This is a genomic window from Deltaproteobacteria bacterium (genome assembly GCA_016875225.1).
GTDB lineage: Bacteria > Myxococcota_A > UBA9160 > SZUA-336 > SZUA-336 > VGRW01.
The window spans coordinates 16430-41118 of the sequence record VGRW01000013.1; the positions used below are offsets into that span (position 1 = coordinate 16430).

Annotated in this window: 27 protein-coding genes; 18 read left to right on the forward strand and 9 right to left on the reverse strand. The window is 70.8% G+C overall.

Annotated features, from left to right (window positions below):
- Positions 1 to 25: 25 nt before the first annotated feature.
- Entirely contained in the window at positions 26 to 343 is a 318-nt protein-coding gene (locus FJ108_05330; GenBank protein MBM4335325.1) for a hypothetical protein, read from the reverse strand.
- Here FJ108_05330 and FJ108_05335 point away from each other — a divergent pair.
- Both FJ108_05335 and FJ108_05340 read left to right on the forward strand, forming a co-directional pair.
- Complete coding sequence (locus FJ108_05335) at positions 234 to 1553, forward strand: alpha/beta fold hydrolase (protein ID MBM4335326.1); 1320 nt, start codon at positions 234 to 236, stop codon at positions 1551 to 1553. The two genes, FJ108_05330 and FJ108_05335, sit on opposite strands and share 110 nt — an antisense overlap.
- A 36-nt stretch (positions 1554 to 1589) precedes the next feature.
- A complete protein-coding gene (locus FJ108_05340) occupies positions 1590 to 2753 on the forward strand; it encodes an ATP-binding protein (protein ID MBM4335327.1) in 1164 nt (387 codons plus the stop codon).
- Between the two features lie 163 nt (positions 2754 to 2916).
- Here FJ108_05340 and FJ108_05345 read toward each other — a convergent pair whose 3' ends face one another.
- A complete protein-coding gene (locus FJ108_05345; protein ID MBM4335328.1) occupies positions 2917 to 3528 on the reverse strand; it encodes a TetR/AcrR family transcriptional regulator in 612 nt (203 codons plus the stop codon).
- A gap of 53 nt (positions 3529 to 3581) precedes the next feature.
- Between FJ108_05345 and FJ108_05350 the strand changes: the two genes are divergently transcribed.
- On the forward strand, positions 3582 to 4490 hold the full coding sequence (locus FJ108_05350) for a glutathione S-transferase family protein (protein ID MBM4335329.1): 909 nt from the start codon (positions 3582 to 3584) through the stop codon (positions 4488 to 4490).
- Positions 4491 to 4587: 97 nt separating this feature from the next.
- Positions 4588 to 4992 (forward strand): MAPEG family protein, encoded by a 405-nt coding sequence (locus FJ108_05355; protein ID MBM4335330.1) that lies wholly within the window; start codon positions 4588 to 4590, stop codon positions 4990 to 4992.
- A gap of 152 nt (positions 4993 to 5144) precedes the next feature.
- Here FJ108_05355 and FJ108_05360 read toward each other — a convergent pair whose 3' ends face one another.
- Positions 5145 to 5714, reverse strand: coding sequence for a hypothetical protein (locus FJ108_05360; GenBank protein MBM4335331.1), 570 nt, complete (start codon positions 5712 to 5714; stop codon positions 5145 to 5147).
- Between the two features lie 140 nt (positions 5715 to 5854).
- Here FJ108_05360 and FJ108_05365 point away from each other — a divergent pair, with 140 nt between their 5' ends.
- The 5 genes from FJ108_05365 (at position 5855) to FJ108_05385 (ending at position 9801) form a co-directional block, all read left to right on the forward strand.
- Positions 5855 to 6199 (forward strand): hypothetical protein, encoded by a 345-nt coding sequence (locus tag FJ108_05365; protein ID MBM4335332.1) that lies wholly within the window; start codon positions 5855 to 5857, stop codon positions 6197 to 6199.
- Complete coding sequence (locus tag FJ108_05370; GenBank protein MBM4335333.1) at positions 6196 to 8109, forward strand: hypothetical protein; 1914 nt, start codon at positions 6196 to 6198, stop codon at positions 8107 to 8109. Before FJ108_05365 ends, FJ108_05370 begins: the two co-directional genes overlap by 4 nt.
- 234 nt (positions 8110 to 8343) lie before the next feature.
- Positions 8344 to 8727 carry a VOC family protein gene (locus FJ108_05375; GenBank protein ID MBM4335334.1) on the forward strand — a complete coding sequence of 128 codons (384 nt, stop codon included), beginning with the start codon at positions 8344 to 8346 and terminating at the stop codon, positions 8725 to 8727.
- Positions 8728 to 8747: 20 nt separating this feature from the next.
- A complete protein-coding gene (locus FJ108_05380; GenBank protein MBM4335335.1) occupies positions 8748 to 9353 on the forward strand; it encodes a TetR/AcrR family transcriptional regulator in 606 nt (201 codons plus the stop codon).
- A 46-nt stretch (positions 9354 to 9399) separates the two neighbouring features.
- On the forward strand, positions 9400 to 9801 hold the full coding sequence (locus tag FJ108_05385) for a hypothetical protein (GenBank protein ID MBM4335336.1): 402 nt from the start codon (positions 9400 to 9402) through the stop codon (positions 9799 to 9801).
- A gap of 100 nt (positions 9802 to 9901) precedes the next feature.
- Here FJ108_05385 and FJ108_05390 read toward each other — a convergent pair whose 3' ends face one another.
- Positions 9902 to 10087: a hypothetical protein gene (locus FJ108_05390; protein MBM4335337.1), complete on the reverse strand. Its 186-nt coding sequence runs from the start codon at positions 10085 to 10087 to the stop codon at positions 9902 to 9904.
- 66 nt (positions 10088 to 10153) lie between these two features.
- On the opposite strand from FJ108_05390, the gene FJ108_05395 reads away from it, so the two are divergent.
- From FJ108_05395 to FJ108_05415, 5 genes are all read left to right on the forward strand, one after another.
- Positions 10154 to 11407 (forward strand): cytochrome P450, encoded by a 1254-nt coding sequence (locus FJ108_05395; protein ID MBM4335338.1) that lies wholly within the window; start codon positions 10154 to 10156, stop codon positions 11405 to 11407.
- A gap of 65 nt (positions 11408 to 11472) precedes the next feature.
- On the forward strand, positions 11473 to 13419 hold the full coding sequence (locus FJ108_05400) for an ion channel DMI1 (GenBank protein MBM4335339.1): 1947 nt from the start codon (positions 11473 to 11475) through the stop codon (positions 13417 to 13419).
- 29 nt (positions 13420 to 13448) lie between these two features.
- Positions 13449 to 13952 (forward strand): flavin reductase family protein, encoded by a 504-nt coding sequence (locus FJ108_05405; GenBank protein MBM4335340.1) that lies wholly within the window; start codon positions 13449 to 13451, stop codon positions 13950 to 13952.
- Between the two features lie 95 nt (positions 13953 to 14047).
- Complete coding sequence (locus tag FJ108_05410) at positions 14048 to 14842, forward strand: hypothetical protein (protein MBM4335341.1); 795 nt, start codon at positions 14048 to 14050, stop codon at positions 14840 to 14842.
- A gap of 59 nt (positions 14843 to 14901) precedes the next feature.
- Positions 14902 to 15441, forward strand: coding sequence for a hypothetical protein (locus tag FJ108_05415; protein MBM4335342.1), 540 nt, complete (start codon positions 14902 to 14904; stop codon positions 15439 to 15441).
- Between the two features lie 30 nt (positions 15442 to 15471).
- Here the strand turns inward: FJ108_05415 and FJ108_05420 are convergent, their stop codons facing one another.
- From FJ108_05420 to FJ108_05435, 4 genes are all read right to left on the reverse strand, one after another.
- Complete coding sequence (locus FJ108_05420) at positions 15472 to 16878, reverse strand: 4-hydroxyphenylacetate 3-hydroxylase (GenBank protein MBM4335343.1); 1407 nt, start codon at positions 16876 to 16878, stop codon at positions 15472 to 15474.
- A gap of 39 nt (positions 16879 to 16917) precedes the next feature.
- Positions 16918 to 17889: an N-acetyltransferase gene (locus tag FJ108_05425; GenBank protein ID MBM4335344.1), complete on the reverse strand. Its 972-nt coding sequence runs from the start codon at positions 17887 to 17889 to the stop codon at positions 16918 to 16920.
- A gap of 121 nt (positions 17890 to 18010) precedes the next feature.
- The gene (locus FJ108_05430) at positions 18011 to 18373 is read right to left on the reverse strand and encodes a redoxin domain-containing protein (GenBank protein ID MBM4335345.1); all 363 of its coding nucleotides are present in this window, start codon (positions 18371 to 18373) and stop codon (positions 18011 to 18013) included.
- A 9-nt stretch (positions 18374 to 18382) separates the two neighbouring features.
- The gene (locus FJ108_05435; GenBank protein MBM4335346.1) at positions 18383 to 18766 is read right to left on the reverse strand and encodes a hypothetical protein; all 384 of its coding nucleotides are present in this window, start codon (positions 18764 to 18766) and stop codon (positions 18383 to 18385) included.
- Between the two features lie 84 nt (positions 18767 to 18850).
- Between FJ108_05435 and FJ108_05440 the strand changes: the two genes are divergently transcribed.
- The 3 genes from FJ108_05440 to FJ108_05450 are packed head-to-tail and all read left to right on the forward strand — an operon-like array spanning position 18851 to position 22803.
- Complete coding sequence (locus tag FJ108_05440) at positions 18851 to 20398, forward strand: carboxylesterase/lipase family protein (protein MBM4335347.1); 1548 nt, start codon at positions 18851 to 18853, stop codon at positions 20396 to 20398.
- A gap of 3 nt (positions 20399 to 20401) precedes the next feature.
- The gene (locus FJ108_05445; protein MBM4335348.1) at positions 20402 to 21301 is read left to right on the forward strand and encodes a crotonase/enoyl-CoA hydratase family protein; all 900 of its coding nucleotides are present in this window, start codon (positions 20402 to 20404) and stop codon (positions 21299 to 21301) included.
- A complete protein-coding gene (locus FJ108_05450; protein ID MBM4335349.1) occupies positions 21301 to 22803 on the forward strand; it encodes a carboxylesterase/lipase family protein in 1503 nt (500 codons plus the stop codon). Before FJ108_05445 ends, FJ108_05450 begins: the two co-directional genes overlap by 1 nt.
- Here the strand turns inward: FJ108_05450 and FJ108_05455 are convergent.
- The gene (locus tag FJ108_05455) at positions 22800 to 23399 is read right to left on the reverse strand and encodes a 2'-5' RNA ligase family protein (protein MBM4335350.1); all 600 of its coding nucleotides are present in this window, start codon (positions 23397 to 23399) and stop codon (positions 22800 to 22802) included. The genes FJ108_05450 and FJ108_05455 overlap by 4 nt on opposite strands.
- Here FJ108_05455 and FJ108_05460 point away from each other — a divergent pair.
- The gene (locus FJ108_05460) at positions 23398 to 24684 is read left to right on the forward strand and encodes an MBL fold metallo-hydrolase (protein MBM4335351.1); all 1287 of its coding nucleotides are present in this window, start codon (positions 23398 to 23400) and stop codon (positions 24682 to 24684) included. The genes FJ108_05455 and FJ108_05460 overlap by 2 nt on opposite strands.
- The last annotated feature ends 5 nt before the right edge of the window (positions 24685 to 24689 follow it).

Consider the following 24689-nt stretch of genomic DNA (forward strand, 5'->3'; position numbering starts at 1 on the left):
GTCCGGGTTGGCATGAATCGCGGGTTCACAGCCAGCCGGTACGCGGGATCCTCTGCGCGACGAAGCACACGCTCTTTTCCGTCGCCCTCGCCTTCGCGCTCTCCGGCTGTCTCGAGGCCGCTCCGCCCGCACCCGCGGCTCCGCCCGGCGAGCCGCTCTCGCTGGCAGACGGCGTGACGCGCACCGATCTGCGCTTCGCCTGTGAGGACGCCGAGTGCGCGGGCTGGCTCTTCATGCCGGCGGGTGCGGAGCGCGCGCCCGCGGTGGTGATGGCGCACGGATTCGCGGGCACGCGCGACGTGGCGCTGCCGTACTTCGCCGAGCGCTTCGCGCGCGTGGGCATCGCGGCGTTCGTGTTCGACTACCGCGGCTTCGGCGCCAGCGGCGGGACGCCGCGCCAGCTCGTCGATCCCTGGCGTCAGCTCGAGGATTGGCGCGCGGCGCTCGCGTTCGCGCGCACCCGCGCCGATCTCGACGGCTCACGCGTCGCGCTCCTCGGCAGCTCGCTGGGCGCCGGTCATGCGCTGATCACCGCCGCGGACGATGGCGCGGCGGTGGCCGTCGTCGCGCAGGTGCCGCTGGTCGACACGAGCGTCGAGGGCGAAGCGACGCTCTACGGTGTCGGCTGGCTCTTGCGCCTCTTGTTCAGCGGCTGGGCCGGAATGGCGCGCGCGGGCCTGGTCCGCGTTCGAGAAGCTCGTCACGCCCGACAGCACCTACGGAAACGCCGTGGTCGCGCACTCGGTGTTCACGTTCGACGACTACGATCCCGCGCCGCGCGCGGCCGCGCTGGCCGCGGAGTTCCTGGCCGCGGAGCTCGCCGCGCGCTAGCGCCGCATGGGAAACCCGCAGCCGTCGAGGGATGCCGAGGAACCCCTCCTGTCGCGACTACCCCGGCAGAGTCTCCCCGAGTTGGCCTACGCTCCGGGAATTCGCAGCGGCGGGGTTGGCGCGGGGAGGAAGACGACAGTGCGAGAGAGTCTCGAGCTAGCGCAGGCCGAGCAGTCGATCGTTCGCATCACGCGCGGTGCCTTCGAGGCCCACGGGGAGCTCGGCTACGTCGAAGCGCTCGGCGAAGACCTGCTGCTTCTGGCGCTGATCTCCGACGACATCTGGCTCAACGGCTTCGCTCTGGTTCGGATCGCGGACATCAGCGAGCTCGAGGCCCCTCACGAGCATGCCGACTTCGTCGAGGAGGCGCTGCGCATTCGCGAGGAGTCGCCTCCGTCGGCGTCCGCGATATCACTCGAGGACATCGGCTCCGCGATTCGCACGGCGGGCCGGCTCTTCCCGCTCGTCGTGATCCACCGCGAAGAGGTCGAGCCGGAGACGTGCCGGATCGGCAGAGTTCAGAAGGTCACGAAGAACTCCCTCACGCTGCTCGAGATCGGGCCGGATGCCGAGTGGGAAGAGGAGCCTTCGAGCCTCCCGCTCGAAGAGATCACGCGCGTGGAGTTCGGCGGCGGGTACGAGGAAGCGCTCGCGCTCGTAGGCGGGCAGGGCCCCGACGTGCCGCATCTGAAGTCGGTGACGTAGCCCGCCTGCGGGGTTGACGTTCTCACATCGCTTCCGTAAAAATGGAAGCAATAATGACGGCAGTCCCGAGATTCTTCCAGGATCCGGGCGGGAGCTTCTTCCTGTTCGGACCGCGCGGCACGGGGAAGTCGACCTGGCTGCGCGGCGCGTTCGAGGCGGCTCTCTGGCTCGACCTGCTCGAGCCGGACCTCGAGCGCGAGCTTTCGTCGCGGCCCGAGAGGCTGCGGCAGATGGTGGATGCAGCGGAGCCCGGCGCCGTGGTCGTCATCGACGAGGTTCAGCGCGCGCCGGAGGTGCTCACCGTCGTCCATCAGCTGATCGAGCAGCGTCGGCCGCGGCGGCGCTTCGTGCTGACCGGCTCGAGTGCGCGCAAGCTGAAGCGTACCGGGGTGGACCTGCTCGGTGGCCGGGCGCTGCGGCGCTCGCTGCACCCATTCATGGCGGCAGAGCTCGGCTCGAAGTTCGACTTGCGGCGCGCGCTCATCGAGGGCCTCGTGCCGGGGATCTGGGCCGCCGACTCACCCGCACGCACGCTTCAGGCCTACGTGGCGCTCTACGTCCGCGAGGAGGTGAAGACGGAGGGCCTGGTCCGACAGCTCGGCGCCTTCAGTCGCTTTCTCGAAGCGCTCGCCTTCTCACATGCGAGCGCTCTGAATCTCTCGAGCGTCGCGCGCGAGTGTCAGGTGAGTCGAACTACGGCCGAGGGCTATCTCGGGGTGGTCGAGGATCTGCTGCTCGCCTACCGCGTTCCCGTTTTCACCCGACGCGCGAAGCGGATCCTGAGCCAGCATCCGAAGCTGTACTGGTTCGACACCGGAGTGTTTCGCTCGCTGCGCCCGGCCGGTCCGCTCGATCGTCCCGAAGAGATCGAGGGCGCCGCACTCGAAGGACTGGTCGCTCAGCATCTGCGCGCCTGGATCGACTACGGCGAGACGGACGTCACCCTCCATTTCTGGCGTACGAAGTCAGGCAACGAGGTCGACTTCGTGCTCTACGGAAGGGACGGCTTCTGGGCGCTCGAAGTCAAGAACACGAGCTCCGTCCGGCCCGAGGACTTGCGCGGCCTGCGCGCCTTCGCGGAGGACTACCCGGGGGCGAAGCGCGCGCTCCTCTATCGCGGCGCACGGCGACTCGAGGTCGAAGGCGTGGCGTGCATTCCCTGCGACGAGTTTCTGCGCGAGCTTCGCCCTGGAAGAGACCTGCTCACTTCCGCATGATCCGCGCGAGACGCCCGACCGTCGGCGCGGGCGGCCGCATTTCCGCTGATGAGGGACGCCTCAGGGCGCACGCCGAATCGAGTCCGGTGCAGAAGCGCTCTTCTCGGCCCGATCGCCGTCGAGGTGGCGGAGCGTGGCGGGTGCAATGCGCTCCGCACTGGCGCTAGCTTCCTTTCGAGCCGAGGCGATTCGCGGCCGCGCGCGCGAGCCGGCGCAGCGACGCTTTTGATTCGCCCGCGCGGGCGCGGATCGCCAGCGTGTGAAGCACCGCCTGGGCGAGCTTCGCGGAGATCGCCGGCTCCGCGTCTTCGGCCTGCGCGAAGCGCCGCGCCAGCGCCGCGTCGAGGTCGCGCACGACCGCGAGCAGGTCGGCGCGAACCTCGGGGTGGACCAGCGCCGCGGCGGGCGCGGTGCAGACCACCATGCAGCCGGCGGCGGGCTCGCGCGCACAGTACAGATCGAGCGCCGCGAGGTAGAAACGCTCGAGCGCGGCCGCGAGCTCGGGCTCGGCGAACGCCGCCGCCGCTCCGGCGCGCGCGCGCTCGGCGAAGCGCGCCAGCGCGAGGCGGTAGAGCGCCTGCTTGTCGCCGAACGCGTTGGCCAGGCTGGGGCGGCGCATGCCCATCGCCGCCGCGAGGTCGTCCAGCGAGGTCGCGGCCAGCCCGCGCTCCCAGAACAGCTCGAGCGCGCGCTCGAGCGCCGCGTCCTCGTCGAAGAGGCGCGGCCGGCCCGGCGGCCGAGCTTTAGCTTTTGTGCGATGTCGTACAGAACCCATGGACTCTCCGCCGATATTGTGCGATACGGAACAAAACTACCGGAGACCGAGCCATGGCGCGAGTCGATCACCCGAAGAGCCGGCTTGTGGCGAAGCTGTCCGGCCTGCACCTGTTCCACTTCGAGGGCGCACCGTGTGCGCAACGCGTGCGCTTCGCGCTGGCCGAGAAGGGCCTGGCGCGCGGCCGCGACGTGCCGTGGAGCTCGGATGCACCGGAGACGCTCGCGGCGAGGCCGGGAACCTGGACCAGCCGGCCGGTCTCGCTGATCCGGCGTGAGCACCTCTCGGACGCGTACGCCGCGATCCACCCCGACATGGTCGTGCCGGCGTTGGTGCACGACGGCGTGCTGCAGCTCGAGTCGATGGACATCGTGCGCTACGTGGACGACGCCTTCGCGGGCCCGAAGTTGATCCCGGCCGACCCTGCAGCGGCCGCGCACGCTGCGGAGCTGGTCGAGCGCGGCAAGACGCTGCACGTGTCGGTGCGCTACGTGTCGTTCCGCTGGGGTCTCGGCCGGCTCGGCAAGCTCGACGCGGGAGCGGAGGCGACGCTGCAGCGGCTCGAGCGCCAGGGCTCGCCCGAGCAGCTGGTGAGCTTCTACGCCCGCTACGACCGCGACCAGATCGACGAGGCGACCTTCCTCGCGCACCTGCGCGCGCTCGAAGCCGGCTATGCCGACGTCGAGAAACGCCTCGCGGACGGCAGGCCCTTCCTGGTGGGCGACGCGTTCTCGGTCGCCGACATCATCTGGTCGCTCACGGTCCTGCGGATTCGCGAGTGCGGCTACCCGTTCGACCGCTTCCCGGCACTCTCGCGCTGGTACGCGCGGATCGAGCGGCGTCCCGGATTCCAAGACGGCGTGATGGCGCGACACCGTACGCTGTCACGTGTGTTCAGGGCCAAGGCCGCGCTCGAGAACCTGCTCGGCCTGGGGCTGCGCGCGGCGAGCTCGAAGCCCTGAGGGGCGTCACGCGTCGCATGCCGTCGAAAATCCTCGCCAGAAGCACTCGCGTCTGTCCTATCCTGCGGCCGGGAGGCACCTCGTGACCGAGCACGGCATGATCGCACCGGTCCTGGCCCTGGTGGCGTGGACGTTCGTGATGTGGTTCTGGATGTACGCGACGCGGATTCCCGCCATGCAGAGGGCGAAGATCGACGTCGGCGAGCTCTCGCGCACCGGCGCGAAACTCGAGCTGCCGCCCGAGGTCGCGCGCGTCGCCGACAACTACAACCACCTGCACGAGCAGCCCACGATCTTCTACGCGCTCGCCCTCGCCGCGCAGCTCGGCGGCGCGAACGACGTGCTGAACGTCGGCCTCGCCTGGGCCTACGTCGCCGCGCGCGTCGCGCACTCGCTGATTCAGGCCACGGGAAACGTGATCCCGATCCGCTTCTCGGTGTTCGCGCTCGCCTCGCTCGTTCTGCTCGCGCTTCTGGTGCGAACCGCGCTCCAGCTCGCCTGAGGCCTCGTCGCGGGGCGTCCGTCTCAGGGATCGACGGGCACGAGATAGCCGCTGAGCGATACGTCGACGATGGCGTTCGCGTTCGCGTACACGCGTCTGTTGACCATGATCTGGACGACGACTTCCGAGCCCGGATCCGCGTAGAGGCGAACCTAGTCGCTCGCGACGTAGTGGACGGGAAGAGGCCCGATCGGCTGGTCGATGTTGCCGGTCGGCCAGAGCTGCACGCCCTGGAATTCGAACGGGATGCGGTAGTCCGCCGTAACGCCGGCCACCGTCGTCTGCACCATCAGGCCGCCCACGGGCTCGTGCCGCGCGATCGCATTCGACTTCTTGTGGGCCTCTTTCAGTTGAAGGTCTCTGGGAAACTCCCCGTGGCCCGAGACGAACTCGATGACCAATCGCATTCCGTCGGGCACGACGAAGGCTTTCGAGTCGTAGTAGGAGACATCGGAGGCCGGCGGGTTTGGGGCGGTGAGTCGCCAGCTCCACTGAAACGGATTCAGGTCGCCCTCGCGCCGCGTGACGGTCGGGCACGCGGGGTCGGCGCAAAGCTTGGTATCGGGCGGAATCAGGACCGGGACGGGATTCAGGGCGCTGTTCTCGACCGTCACCGGCTGCGCTTCGCGGACCTGCGCGAAGGCCGGGAGCGGCGCCGCGAGAGCGAAGACCAGGGCCGTGGCCGAAAGCGCTGCAGCGAATCCGATTCTGCGATCACTCATCGTTCACCTCACCCTGCCGTCCGGGCAGCAACAATACTGTGTCGATCCTGCCACCGCGGGTGTCGCATCCCGGCCGAGATGGACGAGCTGCCGGCAAGCTGCCCTCGGGTGTTTGCTCCGATGGGATATAGTCGCGGGTGATGGCCTGCTGCGCCTTCGCGCTCTTCATCCTCGGGCAGATCGCCGCGGGATTCGTGGCGCTGCGGCGCGCCGTGCCGTTCGGCCTGCTCGGCCGGCCCTCGCTCGAGCCGACGGTGAACGCGGCGACGGTCTGGCAGCTCGGCGCGCAACTCGACCCCGTTGCGCCGGGCGCGGGCGCCGCGCGCTGGCGCTCCGCGGGCCGTGCCGTGGCCGCCGCCGCGCTGCTCGAGCTCGCTCTGGTCGGCGCCGCAGCGGCCTGGGGACTGCACGGCGCGCACGCCTCGGCGCACGCCGCGGAGATGCTCGACACCGACACGTTCTGGTGTGGAAGGATGCTCCCATGACGACGATGGACCACGTCTTCCCGCGCAGTGTCGCAACGCAGGGCAAGGGCCCCGTCACCGCCGCGCGTCAGCGGCGCACCGCGCTGATCTACGCCGCGCTCTGCGCGCTCGGATTCCTGCCTGTCCTTGCGGGGGCGCCCGCGAGCTGGCAGGCGGCGGGGCTCGGCCTGTGGCTGCCGGGCGCGGGCTTCCTGGCCGTGGGCGGATTCGCCGTGTTGCTCTTCCCGCTCACCGTCGCGCTCTTCGGCGCGTCGCTGATCGCCTGGTTCTGGTCGGGAATGGTGCTGGCGCCGCTGATCGTCTGGCTGGGCGCGGCCGCGCTCGCGGGCGCAGCGGCGGACGAATCGATCTGGGCAGGCGCGACGTTCCTGGTGCCGGTGTTCTCGCTCGCGACGCTCTCGTACTTCCGCAGCCGCGGCACGCGCAGGCGCGCCGCGAAGCGCGAGAAGCAGCAGGCGCGCGCGGCGTTCGTGCCGGCGTCGTGGGCCGAGGTCCAGAAGCGCGCGGCGGCGCGCCCGAGCCCCGCGGCGCGCGAGCTCTCGGTCGATCAGATCGAATCCGTGCGCTACGCGCTCGATCGCGCGCTGCAGCCGGCCGACCGCTGGGACGGCTTCGACATCATCGACCAGTTCCAGCCGGCGGCGCTGCGCTACCAGCTCAACCATCTCGGCTTCGCGCTCGCGCTGTACCAGTGTCACTACGCGCCGAGCTTCGGCGGCCATCTGGGTCTGGCGCAGCGCAACCTGATCGAGCGCTACCTGCAGCGGAGGGTCTGGGGCTACTGGGTCTACGAGTCGTGCTGGGGCCACCTGAACTTCACGAATTTCGATCCGGTCGCGCGCGACAACATCATGCTCACCGGCTGGTTCGGCATGCACGTCGGCCAGTACATGGTCTCGTCGGGCGATCGGCGCTACGGCGAGCCGGGCAGCCTGACGTTCCGCCTGAACGAGCGCACGGCGTACGTGCACGACATCCACACGATCGCCGAATCGGTGGCGAAGGGCTTCGACCGCTCCGACTTCTGCCTGTTCCCGTGCGAGCCGAACTGGATCTACCCGATCTGCAACCACTACGGCATGACCTGTCTGGCGGCGCACGACGCGGCCTTCGGCACCACCTACGTCTCCGACCACCTGCCGCGCTGGCAGGAGATGCTCGATCGCGAGTTCACCGACGAGAGCGGCAGCTACATCGGCCTTCGCTCGCAGCACACCGGGATCGAGGCGCCCTTCCCCGCTGGCGAGGCGGGCTTCGCATGGTTTGCGAACTGCTTCGCGCCGGACCGCGCCCGGCGGCTCTGGGCGGTCGCGCGCGAAGAGCTCCGACCGGCGCTCGTGAACGATGCGAGCGGCGTCGCGCGGCTCGTGCTTCCCGGCCGCGGCCTCGACCCCGGCCACTACCGCTTCGGACACACCATGGACTACGCGACGATCCTGCTCTGCGCGCGCGAGTTCGGCGAGGACGAGATCGCGGAAGGCGCGCAGCGCGCGCTCGACCTGGAGTGCGGGCTTGCGACGAACGGCGGCGTGCGGCGCTACGCGCACAGCTCGAACCTGGCCAACGCGCTCGCGATCCAGGGGCGACTCGCGCGCACCGGCGACTTCCGCGCCTCGGTGGTCGAGGGCCCGCCCGCGTCGGTCCTCTCGGGCCCGCGGCTCGCCGACGCGCGCTACCCCGACGTGCTCGTCGCGAAGGCGTGGAGCGAAGGCGACGCGCTCGATCTCGTCCTGCACCCCGGAGCGAAGCCCGGCCGGCAGACGCTGGGCATCGAGCGCCTGCGTCCGCTGGCCCGCTACGCGGTGACCGGCGCGCGGGCGAGCGAGCTGGTCGCCGACGCGCGCGGCGGGGCCACGCTCGAGGTCGATCTCGACGGACGCACGGAGCTGCGCGTCGCGCCGCGCGCCTGAACCGCCGACACGCCCGCGCGCTATGTTCCCGTTCGTGCGCGAGGCGAGTGCGTCGGAGCCGCGTCGGCCGCGGGTCGTGATCATCGGGGCGGGCTTCGGCGGCTTGCGCGCGGTGCGCCTGATCTCTGCCGACCAGGTGCGCGAGCGCGGCGAGGGGTGACGCCACCCGCCCGCGATGCGGTAGCATGAGCTCGCTGGTCGCCAGTTCAAACCCCGCAGAAGGAGAGTCTCGAAATGTTCAGCCACATCATGATCGGCGCCAACGACATCGCGGCGTCGAAGCGGTTCTACGACGCCGTGCTCGGAGCGCTCGGCATCGGCCCGGGCATGCAGGACGACAAGGGCCGCGTCTTCTACATCACGCCGACGGGCATCTTCGCGATCACCAAGCCGATCGACGGTGGCAAGGCCACGGCGGCAAACGGCGCGACCATCGGGTTCGCGGCCGACTCACCCGAGAAGGCCAAGGCCTGGCACGCGGCCGGCGTGGCGAACGGCGGAACCAGCATCGAGGACCCGCCGGGCGTGCGCACCGGCGGAATGGGTTCGATGTTCCTGGCCTACCTGCGCGATCCGGCCGGCAACAAGATCTGCGCGCTGCACCGCATGGCGCGCTGAGCGGCGCGAGGCGAGCGGGGATGGGCCGGACCAGCGACGCGCGCGAACGCCTGATCGAGGAAGCGAGCCGGCTCTTCCACCAGCGCAGCTACGAGGGCGTGGGCGTACAGGAGCTCTGCGACGCGGCCGAGATCAACAAGGGCAGCTTCTACCACTTCTTCAAGTCCAAGGACGAGCTCGCGGCGGCGGTGATCGACGCGTACTGGGTCGCGATCCGGGACGAGCTCCTGACGCCCGCCCTGGCCCGCGACCTGACGCCGCTCGCCCGCATCGAGCGCTTCTTCGACCAGCTGACGCGCGAGCAGCGCGCGGGTCGTCGGGACCTGGGTGCGACCCCCGGCTGCCCGCTCGCGAACCTGGCCGGCGAGCTCTGCAACCACGAGCCCAAGCTGCGCAGGAAGCTCGCGAAGATCTTCGACGGCATGCGCGATGCGCTCGAGGCGACCCTGCGCGACGCGATCGCCGCCGGCGAGCTGCCGCGCGGCACCGACGCTGCGCGCGGTGCCGAGGCGCTGGTGGCGCTCGCCGAGGGGGCCTGTCTGCTGTCGGCCACGCACGACGACCCGGCCCTGGTCGGCCGTGTCGGGCGGATGGCGCTCGCGCTGATCGGCTCGCGAACCGACTGAAACCGACCGGTCAACTATGGGCATCCCAGGGGCGAAGGAGAAGCCCATGGAGTCCAAGTCGAGGTATCTCGGTTCCGCCGTCGCGGCCGCACTGCTGTGGTTCACCCCCGCCAACATGGCGCGCGCGGACGCCTGGGTCTACGAGGTGCTGACGCTCTGGCCGGAAGCGCCGCCCTACCAGGCGCAGGCCTACGTCGGCGCGCTCGGTCTGATTGCGCGGCGCCACGGCGGCTTGCGCGTCGACGGCGCGCTACAGCCTGCAGCGGTGGACGGCTCCGCGGGCGCGCGCGTGATCGGCCTGTGGCGGTTCAACGACGTCGACGGGCTCGATGCATTGCTCGCCGATCCAGCGTACCGCTCGCTCGGCGACCTGCAGGAGCGCACGTTCGATCCGGCGACGAGCCGCGATCTGGAGCGCGTTCGGGCGCTGTCGCGAGCCGCCGAGTGATCCGAGGGCTGCCGCGCGGCGGTGGAGCCGACACGGCACTTCCCGCCGCGGGCGGCTCGCGCCGCTCGCAAGGGACCCGGCGCTCCGATCGCAGGGGGCGCTAGCCCTCTCCGCCCAGATCGCGCAGGAGCTCGGCCTCTTCGAGGGAATACTCCTCGCCGCGGCGCGGGCGCGAGAAGGGTCGCTCCTTCTCGGGCACCAGCACCATCACATGCGCGCCCTCTTCCAGCGGCGCGCCTTCGACGACCACCTTCCCCGAGACCACCGTGCCTCGCAGGACGTGCATACGGAAATCATACGCCCGGGCAGCGCATCCGTGGAGAGGATTCTCGAGCACGAAACGGAGATCCTCATGGCCGCGACCTCCGACCCGCAGGGCCTGACCCTCGACAGCCTCGACGTGATCTCGCCAGAGCACTACGAGCGGAACGGCTACCCGCACGCGGAGTGGGCGTACCTGCGCAAACACGCGCCGGTGTACTGGTTCGACCGAGGGAATTGCGACCCGTTCTGGGCCATCACCAAGCACGCCGACATCGTCGAGATCGGCAAGAACCCGGCGGATTTCATCATCGCGCCGCGGCTTGCGGTCTTCACGCGAGACATGCCCGAGGACGTGGCGCCGCTCCGACACCTGCTCTCGATGGACCCGCCGGAGCACCGCGACTACCGGGCCGTGACTGCGAAACAGTTCACTCCGCGCATGACGCAGCAGTGGGAGGCGAAGGTCCGGCGAATCACCCGCGAGGTGCTCGACGATGCCGCCGAGAAGGGAGACTGCGACTTCGTGCAGGACGTCGCGGCGCCGATCACGATCGCGGTGATCGCCGAGATGCTCGGCGTGCCCGGCGACGACTGGCGGCTGCTGTTCCGCTGGACCAACGAGACGATCGCGCCCGAGGACCCCGAGTTCCAGCGCGGCCGCACGACCGACGAGACGCTCCAGTCGGCGCGAACCGAGCTGTTCCAGTACTTCCACGCTCTCTCCGAGGAGCGCCGAAAGCGGCCGCGTCAGGACATCGTCTCCGTCGTGGGGGCGGCCCGCGTGAACGGTCAGCCGATGGGCACGTTCGAGCTGCTCTCCTACTACCTGCTGCTTGTGGTGGCGGGAAACGAGACCACGCGGAACGCGATGACCGGTGGCATGCTCGCCTTCGACGAGAACCCGGATCAGTGGCGCGCGCTGGTCGCGAATGCCGCGCTTCTCGACCCCGCGGTCGAGGAGATCGTGCGCTGGGTGACGCCGGTGATCCAGTTCACGCGCCAGGCCACCCGCGACTGCACGATTCGCGGCACGAAGATCGCGAAGGGCGACTCCGTCTGCCTGTTCTACCCGTCGGGAAATCGCGACGAGGAGATCTTCGCGGACCCGTTCCGGTTCCGGATCGACCGCTCGCCGAACGATCACGTCGGCTTCGGCCGCGGCGAGCACGTCTGCCTGGGCGCGCATCTGGCGCGGCTGGAGCTGCGCACGGTCTTCGAGCAGCTCCGCGAGCGGCTCGACTCGTTCGAGCGAACCGGCCCCGCGGAGCGCGTGCGCTCCTCGTTCGTCGGCGGCATCAAGCGCGCGCCGATCCGCTGGACGCTGCGAAACGCTGCGGACTGAGCGCGACGCCGCCTTTCGACTACCATGGCCCGCATTCCGGCCGATCGGAACGGGCGGGCCGTGCGTTGCTGAATCAGCTCAAGTACTGGGTCGAGCGACTGCTGCTTCGCGGCATGCGCTACCGGCTGCTGCTGGTGGCGCTGGTGATCGCGTCGCTCTCGATCGTCGCGGGCGCCCTGGTCTGGCTGGTCGACCCATCGATCGGCAACCCGGCCGAGGCGATCTGGTGGGCGTTCCTGCGCCTCACCGATACGGGCTACCTGGGCGACGACGTGGGCAACCTACGCCGGACGGTGTCGGCGGTGCTCACGGTGCTCGGCGCCGTGATCTTCTTCGGCGCCTTGATCGCGATCATGGTCCAGGGGCTGAACCAGGGCATCGCGCGGCTGGAGTCGGGCACGACGCCGATCGTCGCGCGCGATCACATCGCGATCCTCGGCTGGACCAACCGCACTCCGCAGCTGATCTCCGAGCTGATCCAGTCCGAAGGACGGGTGGAGCGGTTCCTGCAGCGTCGCGGCGCGCGAAGGCTGCGGATCGTCGTGCTGGCGGAAGAGGTCACGCTGGCGCTGCACCACCAGCTTCGCGAGCGGCTCGGCGCCAGCTTCAGCGAGCGCATGATCACGTTCCGCTCCGGCTCGCCGCTGAAGTACGAGCACCTGCGGCGCGTCGACGTCGGGCACGCCGCGGCGATCCTGATCCCGGGCTCGGACTACGATCCGGCCGGGCCCGAGGGGACCGACGCGAACACGGTCAAGATCCTGCTCTCGATCTCGCGCCACGGTGGCGACGATCCGCAATCGCTTCCGCTCGCCGTCGCCGAGATCTCCGACCCGCTTCGCGCCTCGCTCGCGCGCGACGCGTACCGCGGCCCGCTCGAGGTGATCGCCGGCGACGCGATCGTCGCGCGCATCGTCGCGCAGTGCGTGCGCCACCCGGGGCTCTCCGACGTCTACTCGCAGATCCTCACCCACTCGATCGGGAGCGAAGTCCACCTGCGCGCGTTCCCGCAGCTTTCCGGTCGGCGCCTGCGCGGGCTGTACGACGCGTTCCCCGCGGCGATCCCACTCGGCACCGTGCGCACGGGCGGAAAGCACCTGCGCCTGAATCCGCCCGAGGACTTCACGATCGCCAGCGGAGACCGCGTCGTCTTCCTCGCGACCAGCCACGAAGGCTGCGAGCCGAACAGGTCCCTGCCGCACGAGTCTTCCCCTCCGTCCGTCGCTCCCGAACCTCGCGCACTTCCCCGCATGCCGGACCGGCGGCGCGTGCTCGTGCTCGGCTGGAGCCCGCGCGTCTCCGCCCTGATCGCGGAGTTCGGCCGCTACGACGCGGAGTCCTTCGACGTGGACGTGGCGTCGATCATCGAGACCCGCATGCGCGATCACCACCTGTCGCACTTCGACGTGCCGGCCGGCCGGGTGAACGTGAAGCAGATCGAGAGCGACTACACGGTTCCCGCGGAGATGCGCAAGCTCGACCCCGCGCGCTACGACAGCATCGTGCTGGTCTCGAGTCACTGGACCGGCGGCGAGGAGCAGGCCGACGCGCGCACGATCCTGGCGTATCTGCTGCTGCAGGAGATCCTGCCCGAGAACGACGCGCGACCCGCGATCCTGGCCGAGATCATGGACGAGGAGAACGTGGCGCTCTTCCCGCGCGCGAGCTGCGAGACACTGCAGCCGACCGTGATCCTCTCGCACATGCTCTCGCAGGTCGTGCTGCGACGGGAGCTCGGCGCGGTCTTCGACGAGCTCTTCGGCCCCGGCGGCGCAGAGATCATCTACCGCAGCGCCGGTGAGTACGGCCTCGTCGGCCGGAGCATCCGCTTCGCGGACGCGCAGAGCGCGGCAGCAAGGAGCGGCGAGATCGCGCTGGGCTTCCACTTCGAGACCGCGGCCACGCCCGAGGCCGGCGCGCTGCTGAATCCGCCGCGCGACGCGGTCTACCGGCTCGTCTCCGGCGACAGCATCGTGGTGCTGACCACCTACGCGTCGCTGCCCTGCTTGTGAGAAACTGCGAGAAACTCGGAGGGAGCACGATGGACGAGGCTGCGAAGAAGACGGCGCTCAGGATGATCCCGTACGGAATCTACGTGCTCACCGCGCGCGGCGGCGACGGCTCGGTCGCGGCCGCGACGGTGAACTGGGTGACGCAGACCTCCTTCAAGCCGCCGCTGGTCGCGGTGGCGGTGAAGGCCGACTCGGGCGCTCACGGGATCGTGAAGTCGAGCCGGGCCTTCGCGCTGAACGTGCTGGGCAAGGGCCAGCAGAAGCTCGCGTTCGCCTTCTTCAAGCCGGCCAGCGTCGAGGGCGACACGATCTCGGGCGAGAAGTTCCGGGCCGGCTCGACCGGCGCGCCGCTGCTCGACAGCGCCGCGGCCTTCGTCGAGTGTCGCGTGGTGAACGCGGTCGAGGGCGGCGACCACACGGTCTTCGTCGCCGAGGTGGTCGAGGCCGGCGTCGCCAAGGCGCCGAGCGGCCGCGCCGACGACGCGACGCTCTGGATGAAGGAGCTCGGCGACACCGTCTTCTACGGCGGCTGAGCGGTAAGACGGGGGTCACCGGCCCGTCCGTGACCCGTAGCGGGCAAGTCACTCGCGGGCTCCTCAACCGGAGCTGGATCTGGGATACTCCGCCCATGCGAGCATCGGGTGGTACTCTCTTGCGCTGGGCCGCTCTCGTATCGGCGGCGTGGCTCGCGCTGTACGCGCCGCTGGCCGACGCAGGGCCTTGCGATCTGTACGGCGGCGACGGCGACGGCGACGGCATCTGCGACGACGGCAGCGCATCCGGAGCGGTCGGCGACCTGCCCTGCGCGTGCGCGCCCGGCAGCCCCGCCAGCTGCCTCGAGGGCTGCGACGACAACTGCCCGTGGTCCTTCAATTCGCACCAGCTCGACACGGGCCGGGTGGGGGCGCCCGATCTGCCCGATGGAATCGGGGACGGCTGCCAGTGCTTCGACGTGTCCGGCGACGGCCGCGGCAACGTGGGCGACTCGAGCCGCATGCAGCGGGCCCTGCTGAGCCTTCCGCCCGCCCTGCCCGCGCCGGAGAAGTGCCCGGGCTCCGGCCCGTCGGCCTGCGATTCCGGCGACGTGAAGCTGCTGAGGCACATCCTGGCCGGCGATTCGGCCGCCCCCGCCAACATGTGCATGGCCGCGGGCGCCTGCGAGGCGAGCGCGGACTGCCCGGTCGGCACCGGCTGTGACACCAGCACGCACCAGTGCGGCAAGTACGAGGGCCAGGCCTGCGTGCAGGCGAGTCAGTGTCTGACCGCGCCTGCTGCTCGCTCGCGTGCCGGGATCTCGCGAGCGACGAGTCGAACTGCGGCGCGTGCGGGTCGGTCTGCAGCAACCCGCACGGCACGACGGCCTGCGGCGCAGGGGAGTGCTACCCGACCTCGTGCAGCGCGGGCTGGGGCGACTGCGACCTGAACGGCCCGAACGGCTGCGAGCGCAGCCTGACCACGCTCACGGACTGCGGCGGCTGCGGCGTGGCGTGCAACCTCGCCAACGCCAGCGAGTCCTGCTCGACCGGCACGTGCCTGCTCACGAGCTGCAATTTCGGCTACTCGAACTGCGACGGAAACCAGTCGAACGGCTGCGAGCTGGGCCACGGCTCGGCTCCCAACACCTGCGCCAGCGCCACGAACCTGGGCTCGTTCGGAGGAGACGCGGCGTGCGGCTTCCTCTGCACCGACTCCCCGGGCTGGACCACATTCGCCACCACCAATGGGAATCGCTCCGCCTGGTACAGCGGGCGAGCGATCGAGACCAGTGCCTGCTTCGGCATGATCGAGCATCGGGTCACGCTCACCGTGCCGGCCGGTGTGAACTACGACTTGTACGCGTATAGCGCGTGCGGCACGCTGCTCGCATCGTCGACGGCCGGGGCTGGCATCACGGAGCAGCTCTTCGTGAGCCGGAGCAAGACGGCCCTCGACGACAGCTTCAACTACTGGATCGAGGTTCGGTACGTCTCGGGCGCGTCGTGCTCGACGTGGGGGCTGACGCTCGCCGGGCACAACTGCTAGCGCAACTGGCCGCACGCGGAGCGGATCGCACTAGCCGATGCCCGCCGCCTGCTTCGCCTTGCGCCGCGCGCGCTCGAGGTCGTAGGTGCGGTTCATCATGATTCGCTGCGCGACCAGGCCGCCGCCGGCCTGAAGCGTCGTCACCAGGTTCCAGCCGCCGAACGCGTCCGCCGTCATGTCGCGGATCAGGTTGTAGACGCGCATGCGCTCCTCGACGTCGACGTCGGGCGTGGTGTGCAGGTACTTGCGCAGGTACTTGCCCGATTCGGGGTTGCGCAGATCCGCCTCGGTCGGGAGCGTGAGCACGAGTCCGCCGCCCAGGTCGTGCAGCTTCTGGATCATCTGGTGGTAGTTCGCGGCGTAGTAGTACTTGCCCGCGTTCACGCCGAGCACGTTGGGGTGGATCATGCCCGAGGCCGTGCGCTCGAAGTTGCGGCACGACCAGTCGAGGCTCATGCGGATCATCTGCGCGTAGCAGACCAGCTCGGCGACCGCGTTCTCGACGGTGGGCGTGCCGCCCTTGCCCTGCTGCTCGCTGACCAGCAGGGCAAGGCCGATGATCTGCTCGGCGCGCTCGGCCGCCTCGAGCAGGCCGAGCGTGCGCTCCCAGAGGCCGAGCGAGCGCGCGAACACGCCCGCCATGCGGTGCTCGCCGGCGAGGAAGACGCGCTCCCAGGGCACGAAGACGTCGTCGAAGATCACGAACCCCTCGGGCATGCTGTGGTGGGCGCTGGCGGGGTAGTCGAACTCGTTCAGCTTCGCGGGCGCAAAGCTGCGGTTGATGATCTTCACACCCGGCGCGTTCGCCGGGCACGAGAACGAGACCGCGTAGTCGGCCTCGGCCTCGCGCATCGACTTGGTCGGCATGACCACGAGCTCGTGCACGAGCGCCGCCGCCGAGATGTGCAGCTTCGCGCCGCGCACGGTGATGCCCTTCGCGCTCCGGTCGACGATGCGCAGGTACAGGTCGGGGTCGTCCTGCTGGTTCGCCTTGCGCGAGCGGTCGCCCTTAGCGTCGGTGATCACCTCGGCCGCGCGCAGGTCGTTCGCGCGCGCGTAGCGCCAGATGTTCTCGATGTTCTCGGCGTACTGCGGGTTCACCGCCGCGATCTCGTCCTTCACCGCCTGCAGCGCCATGAACACGCCCGTGACCCCGCCGACCATGCTCATGGTGGTGGCGAGCTCCAGGCGCTTGCGCAGATCCTCTTCCGTGCGCGGGATCTGGTACACGCGGTGTGCGAGCTCGCCCTCTTCGGTGCGGTAGGTCATCAGCTCGCGGCGCTGCGGGTCGTCGTACTCGTAGTCGCGCGAGGCCACCGCGAGCGGCACGCGGAAGCGCTCGCTCTTCGCCACGTCGTCGATCCGCTCGCCATCCCAGTACAGGACGCGTCCGTCGCGCAGGCTCTCGACGTACTCGGCCGGGGTCTTGAGGGGCATGGGGACCTCCGCGGGCGAGTCTACTACGGCGCCTCGCGCTCAATCGAATTCGGGGCCATAGCGCACTGCGCCGGAGACGCCGGCGAGCGCGCCCGGCACGAGCTCCATGGCCATGAACGCGTCGCGCGGTGGCATGTCGGCGTAGCTGAGCCCGAAGCGCGAAGCCGGAACGAAGCCGAAGCGCGGGTAGTAGGTGGTGTGCCCGAGCACGACCAGGAACGGCGCGCCGCGGGCGCGGCAGGCGTCGATCCCCGCGCGGCACAGGGCGATGCCGGTGCCGCCGCGCTGCAGCGTCGGCAGGACGCCGACCGGGCCCAGCCCCATCGGCGGGTTCGCGAAGCCGTGCCCGCCGACGGTGACGGGGCTGAACAGCACGTGGCCGACCAGCGCGTCGCCCTCGAAGGCGGCGAGCGACACGCATTCCGCGCCACGCGAGTGGAGCCGGCGCGCGATCTCCGCCTCGGCATCGCGGCCGAAGGCCTCGCGATGCACACGCACGACCGCGGCCTCGTCGCCCGGACCCGCGACACGGATCTGGATCAACCCGGCACCGCCGAGCACACGATCGTGGACCGCGTGAGCTTCTGGCGGCGCTGGAACTCCTCGCGGCCGACGTCGGCTCGCGACGCCTCCCAGACGGCCAGGCTCGCGTAGCGCGTGAGCAGCAGCACGCGCGCGTCTGGCGGCTGCACGTCCAGGCTGCGGAAGAAGCCGCAGATGCGCGCGTCGTAGCTGCCCTCGAAGCCGGGCCAGGCGCGAGCCGAGAGGTCTGCGAACTCGGGCCAGTCGCGGTCGAGGATGTCGAAGAAGCGGAACGCGTAGACGCCCGATCGCGGTGGCGGCGTCGGGTGCGGGGGCCGCAGCGTCGCCACCAGCCGCTCGGCGCGGGACTCGAGCGCCCCGCCGAACACTGCGTGGAGCGCGGCGGCGCCACGCGCCAGCGCCTCTTCGTCGGGCCACGCGGAGAGCGCGATGCCCTCGTTCGCCTCCAGGCCGATCTGCCCGCGCCATACACCGAAGAGCGACCCTCCGTTCTCGCGCGCGAGCGCCGCGCCTTCGGCGCGCAGCCTTCCGGCCACCCGCTCCCAGTCACCGGGGGCGACCTTGAAGCGCCGGTACTCGTAGGTCTCGTTCATCTGGCGTCGGCCTCGCCCATGTTGCGAATCGCGTCGATCACGCGCGTGGGGTCGACGCGGACGCGGTAGTTCTCGGTCAGATCGCGCCAGCGGATCGTCGAGCCAGAGATCACGTAGCTGGCGGGGCGCGCGATGTCTCCGGTCGCGGGCGGCTCGGCCAGCGGATAGCCGCCGCGGTGGCGAAGCCCGAAGGCGTCGATCGCGACGAGCTCGGGATCCGACAGCACCGGGAAGCCGAGCCCGAGCCTCTCGACCACGCCTCGGTTCAGCTCGACCGAATCGACCGAGATCGCCACGACCTTCGCGCCCGCGCTCTCGAGATCCGAAGCCCTAAGCTGCAGCCCGCGCAGCTCCGACATACAGAAGGGTCACCAGTGGCCGCGGAAGAACACCAGCACGAGCTTGCCGCGCGCGAGCGGCTCGAGGTCGACCGCCTGGCCGCGCTCGTCGAGAAGCGAGACCGCGGGCACGGCCGCGCCGACGTCGAGCGCGAGCTCTGCGCCGGGAAGCCGGCTGGAGAAGACGTAGCAGTACCAGACGAAGATCCAGCCGAAAAAGAGCGTCAGCACCAGCCCGATCGCGGCCAGCGCGCGGCGGCGCGAGCGCGCCAGCCCAGCGATCGACAGCCCGAGCGCGATCGCGAGCCCGGTCAGGTTCACCCACGGCACGTCGCGGGTCACCGGCCAGGTCGCGAAGATCTCGAAGTACGAGAGCACCGAGATCAGCGCCAGGATCGGGCCGAGCCAGACCATCGGCGCCAGCATACACCGCGCTTTGCACTCGGCTAGCGCGGCCTGCCAGAATCGCCGGACCGCCCGGTGCGGAAGGAGACCCCGATGGCGTCGATCGCACAGACCCGGTCCGGAAAGATCGAAGGCGAGGAGCGATCGGGCGTCCACGTGTTCCGAGGCGTTCCGTACGCGGCTCCACCGGTCGGCAAGCTTCGCTGGCGCGCGCCCGAACGCGAGGCCGCCTGGTCGGGCGTGCGGTCGGCTGCGAGCTTCGGCAACGCGTCGCCGCAGAATGCGCTTCCGCTCGATCTGCTCGCGGCCTTCAAGATCGAGGAGCCCAGGAGCGAAGATTGCCTGTACCTGAACGTCTGGACGCCGGGACTCGACGGCGCGCGGCGGCCCGTGATGGTCTGGATCCACGGCGGCGCGTTCACGATCGGCTCGGGCGCGCAGTCGCTCTACGACGGCGGGCAGCTCGCGAAGCGCGGTGACGTCGTGGTGGTGACGATCAACTACCGGCTGGGCGCGCTCGGCTTCCTGCGTCTGGCCGAGCTCACGAACGGGCAGATTCCGTCTACGGGGAACGAGGGGATCCTCGACCAGGTCGCGGCGCTCGAGTGGGTGCGCGAGAACATCGCGGCGTTCGGCGGCGATCCCGAGAACGTGACGATCTTCGGCGAGTCCGCGGGCGCGATGAGCGTCGGCACGCTGCTCGGCATGCCGAAGGCGCGCGGGCTGTTCCAGAAGGCGATCCCGCAGAGCGGCGCGAGCCACACGGCAAGCGCGCTCGAGCGACACGTTCGGGTGGCGCAGAAGTTCGCCGAGATCACCGGCGCGTGGGACGCCGAGGGGCTGCTCGCGCTGCCCACCGATTCGCTGCTCGCGGCCGCCGCGCGGATCGCGCCGGTTCCCGGTCAGGAGGCGGATCCGCAGATCGGCGGCATGCCGCTGCAGCCGGTGATCGACGGCAGCGTGGTTCCGCGTCTCTCGATCGAGTCGGTCGCGCGCGGCTCGGCCGCGGGTGTCGGGCTTCTGGTCGGCTCGACGCTGGACGAGTGGAAGCTCTTCGCGGCGATGGACCCGAGCGTGACGTCGCTCTCCGACGAGCCGCTGGTCGCACGCGTAGAGAAGCGCCTGGGCGCCGCAGGCCGGCCGCTGGTCGAGACCTATCGAAAGGCGAGGACGGAGCGCGGCGCCGGCGCGAGCGCGCCCGAGCTCTTCATGGCGATCGAGACCGACCGGATCTTCCGCATGCCCGGCCTGGCGCTGATCGAGGCGCAGCGGGAGCACGACGCGCGCGTCTACAGCTACCTGTTCACCTGGCCATCGCCGATGTTCGGCGGGATGTTCGGGGCGTGTCACGCGGTCGAGCTCGGCTTCGTGTTCGGAACCCACGATCGCCCGGGCGTTTCGGAGTTCTCGGGCGCGGGTGCGGCCGCCGACGCGCTCGCCGCGTCGACGATGGACGCCTGGATCGCGTTCGCGCGAAGCGGCGATCCGAGCTCGCAGTCGCTCGGGCGCTGGCCGGCCTACACCGCATCGGATCGCGCGACCATGCTTCTCGGCGAGCGCAGCCGGATGGAGCACGCGCCGCTCGAAGAGGAGCGCCGCGCCTGGGACGCGGTTCCGAAACAAGTGCTGGGCGCGGTCTGAGCCATGGGTGACTGGAAGAACATCCGCTACCAGGTGGAGCACGGCCGCGCGCGGATCACGCTCGATCGCCCGGAGAAACGCAACGCGCTCTCGCTCGCGCTGCTCGAGGAGCTCTCGCTCGCGCTCTGGGACGCGGACGCGGACCGCGAGGTGCACGCCGTGATCATCCGCGGCGCCGGCTCCTGCTTCAGCGCCGGCTACGACCTCACCGAGCCGCCGAAGTCCGCGGGCCTGCGCGAGGGCGCGCGCTACCGCGGCGGCCGCAGCGTAGACGACGACATCTGGCAGCTCGAGCGCGCGCAGCGCCTGCGCATGGCGATCTTCGACATGCACAAGCCGGTGATCGCGCAGGTCCACGGCCACTGCCTGGCTGGCGGAACCGACATCGCCCTGCTCTGCGACATGGTGATCGCCGCCGACGACGCGCGCTTCGGCTTTCCGCCCGCGCGCGACCTTGGCGCTCTGCCCAACAACATGTGGCTGTACAACGTGGGCCCGCAGTGGGCCAAGCGCCTGACGCTCACGGGCGACACGATCACGGGCGCCGAGGCGGCGCAGATCGGCCTGGTGATGAAGTCCGTGCCGCCCGATCTGCTCGAGGCCGAGGTCGAGGGCCTGGCGGATCGGCTGGCGCTGGTGGACGCGGATCTGCTCGCGGCGAACAAGCGGATCATCAATCTCGGGCTCGAGCTGATGGGCGCGCGCACGCTGCAGCGGCTGGCCTGCGAGAACGACGCTCGGGGTCACCTCGCCGCGAGCGCCCGCGGGTTCGTCGCGACCGCCGCCGAGAAGGGGCTCAAGGCGGCGCTGCAGGAGCGCGACGCGAAGTTCGGCGACGGCCGCGCGCGCGTGAACGGACCCGAGCTGCGCGATTCGCGCGGACACCTGAAGGAAGAGCGCTGATGGCCGCGATCGTCGAGACCCGTCTCGGAAAAGTGTCGGGGGAGGAGCTGGCCGATCACACGCGCTTCCGCGGCATTCCGTACGCGGCTCCGCCGGTCGGGGAGCTGCGCTTCCGCGCGCCGCGACCCGCGGCGCCGTGGGCGGGCGTGCGCGAGGCGCGCGCGTTCGGTCACGCGGCGCCGCAGAACCCGAGCTTCCTGCCCGGGATGGAGTCGGGCGACCAGAGCGAGGACTGCCTGTACCTGAACGTGTACACGCCGCGCGCCGACGCGGCGCGAAGGCCCGTGCTGTTCTGGATCCACGGCGGCGGATTCACCGGCGGCTCGGGCGGACAGGCGCTCTACGACGGCGGTCGGCTCGCCGCGCGCGGCGACGTGGTGGTGGTGACGATCAACTACCGGCTCGGGGCGCTCGGCTACACGAACCTGGAGAGGCTCGACGCGAACCTGGGCCAGCAGGACCAGATCGCGGCGCTGCGCTTCGTGCGCGAGAACATCGCCGCCTTCGGCGGAGACCCGGACCGGATCACGATCTTCGGCGAGAGCGCGGGTGGAATGGCGGTCTCGACGCTTCTCGCCATGCCGGCCGCGCGCGGCCTGTTCCGCGGCGCGATCGCGCAGAGCGGCGCCGCCCACCACGTGCACTCGCGCGAGAGCGCGGCGCGGGTCGCGATCGCGCTTCTGGCCGAGCTAGGGCTCGGCCCGAACGACGTCGGCAGGCTTCGCGACGTGCCGGTGCCGGCGCTGCTCGCGGCGCAGGCGAAGCTGCTCGTCGAGACCGCGCGCGGCGGGGCGCTGCTCGCCTTCGCGCCCGCGCTCGACGCCGACACGCTTCCGCGTCACCCGCTGGAGGCGGTGCGCGACGGAACGGCGCGCGACGTCGCGCTCCTGGTCGGCGCGAACCGGGACGAGATCAAGCTGTTCCGCATGGGCGTTGCGGCCAGCGCCGAGCTCGACGCAGCGGGTCTGGCCAAGCGAGTGCGCGGCGGTCTGCGCGCGCACGGCGCGGACGAGTCGCACGCGGAGCGACTGATCGAGACCTACCGCACGGCGCGCGCAGGCCGCGCGTCGACCGAACCCGGAGAGCTTCTCGACGCGCTCGACTCCGACCGCACCTTCCGCGTGCCCGCGATCCGCCTCGCCGAGGCGCAGGCGCCGCACCAGCCGCGCACCTACGAGTACTTCTTCACCTGGAGCTCGCCCGCGCGGCGCGGAACGCTCGGTGCCTGTCACGCGCTCGAGCTGCCGTTCGTCTTCGGAACGCTCGACGCACCGACGATGGACAAATTCGCCGGCAAGGGCCCCGAGGCCGAGGCGCTCTCGGCGCGGATGATGGACGCCTGGATCGCCTTCGCGCGAAGCGGCGAGCCGGGCCACGCGGCGCTGCCCGCCTGGCCGGGCTACGACACGGCGGAGCGCGCGACGCTGATCTTCGATCGCCAGTGCGAGCTCGCAAACGCCCCGCTCGACGCCGAGCGCGCGGCCTGGGAAGGCGTGATCTAGGACCGCGACCCGGAGCGCGCGCGGCCGCCGAGCGGGATGCGCGCGTGCACCACGCCGTCCGGGTTCTCGACGATCGCGACGCTCTCGAGCCGCGTCTGGATCGGCAGTGGAACCTCCGCGCAGACGCGCAGCGCCGGCGCGACCTGCTCGGGGGCGAGCGCCGTGGTGAGCGTGCAGTGCGGCACCCAGCGGCCCGGCCGGTAGTACTCCCACGGATCCCGGGCGACGCCGCGGAAGAGCGCGTCGAAGCGCTCGTGCAGCTCGATCAGCTCGCGCGTCGCGATCACGCCCAGGAAGACCACGCCCTGGCGGTTCGAGAACGTCCCCAGCGAGACCAGCGTCGCGTGCGGCGCGGGCTCGCGCGCGGCGAATTCGCCGAGCTTGCGCTCGAAGTCGATCGGATCGAGCCCGGCGCAGACGCCGAGCGAGACGTGCGGCGTGTTCCCGAGCTCGAGCAGGCGCGACGGAAGCCCGGCCGCCGCGATCCTCTCCCAGATCTCGCGGACCCGCGCGTCGCCGGCTTCGTCCAGGAACAGCTCGATCGCGAAATTCACCCAGCGATGATGCCACGCCCGCGGCGTGTATGATCGGCGCATGGCAGATCTGCTCGGGCTCGCGGCCCGCTACATCGACGAGGGCGTGTACGAGGGACCGGGCTCGGTGAACCGGACCAACACGGAGCTCTCCGAAATCGCCGACGGGGTCGCGCTGGTCGAGGCGTTCTCGCACGTGGTGGTGCTGCGCACGGACGAAGGTCTGGTGGTCTTCGACACCAGCCTCGAGGCGTTCGCGGCGCCGATCCTGGCCAGCCTGCGCCGCTGGTCGGACGCGCGCGTACACACGATCGCGTACACCCACGGGCACGTGGACCACGTGGGCGGATCGCAGGCGTTCGTGGACGAGGCGCGCTCGCGGGGCGTCGAGCCGCCGCGCTTCGTCGGGCACGAGAACGTCTCGCCGCGCTTCGCGCGCTACGAGCGCACGAACGGCTGGAACGTCGCGATCAACACGCGCCAGTTCGGGCGCTCGGGCCTGCTCGGCGGGCCGGATGCGCGCTTCGGCCCGAAGACCTGGGTGCGGCCCGACACGAGCTTCCGCGAGCGGATGCGGCTCTCGGTCGGCGGCCAGACGCTCGAGCTCCGGCACGCGCGCGGCGAGACCGACGACCACCTCTGGGCGTGGCTGCCCGAGCGCAAGGCGCTCGCGGTCGGCGACTTCGTCACCTGGGTGTTCCCGAACGCCGGAAATCCGCAGAAGGTCCAGCGCTACCCGCTCGAGTGGGCGCAGGCGCTTCGCGAGATGAGCGCGCTCGGCGCGGAGCTGCTGCTCCCCGCGCACGGCCTGCCGATCGCGGGCGCCGCGCGCATCGCTCGCGTGCTCGACGACGTCGCGAGCGCCCTCGAGCACGTGGTGAACGAGACGCTCTCGCGCATGAACGCGGGCGAGACGCTCGACGCGATCGTGCAGGGCGTGCGCGTGCCCGCGCACCTGCTCGAGCGGCCGTACCTGCGGCCGGTCTACGACGAGCCGGAGTTCGTGGTGCGGAACGTCTGGCGGCAGTACGGCGGCTGGTACGACGGGAACCCCGCGCACCTGAAGCCCGCCCCCGCGTCGCAGCTCGCGCGCGAGCTCGCGGCGCTCGCGGGCGGCGCGTCGCAGCTCGCCGCTCGCGCGAAGGAGCTCGCCGCTGCAAACGAGCTCCGCCTCGCCTGCGAGCTGGTCGAGCTCGCCGTGCAGGCGGATCCCGAGAGCCGCGCGGCGCACGGCGCGCGCGCCGAGATCTACGCCGCGCGCAGGAAATCCGAGCTCTCGCTGATGGCGCGCGGGATCTTCGGCGCGGCCGCCGAGGAATCCGCGGCGAAGCTCGGCCCGACGCGCTAGAGCGG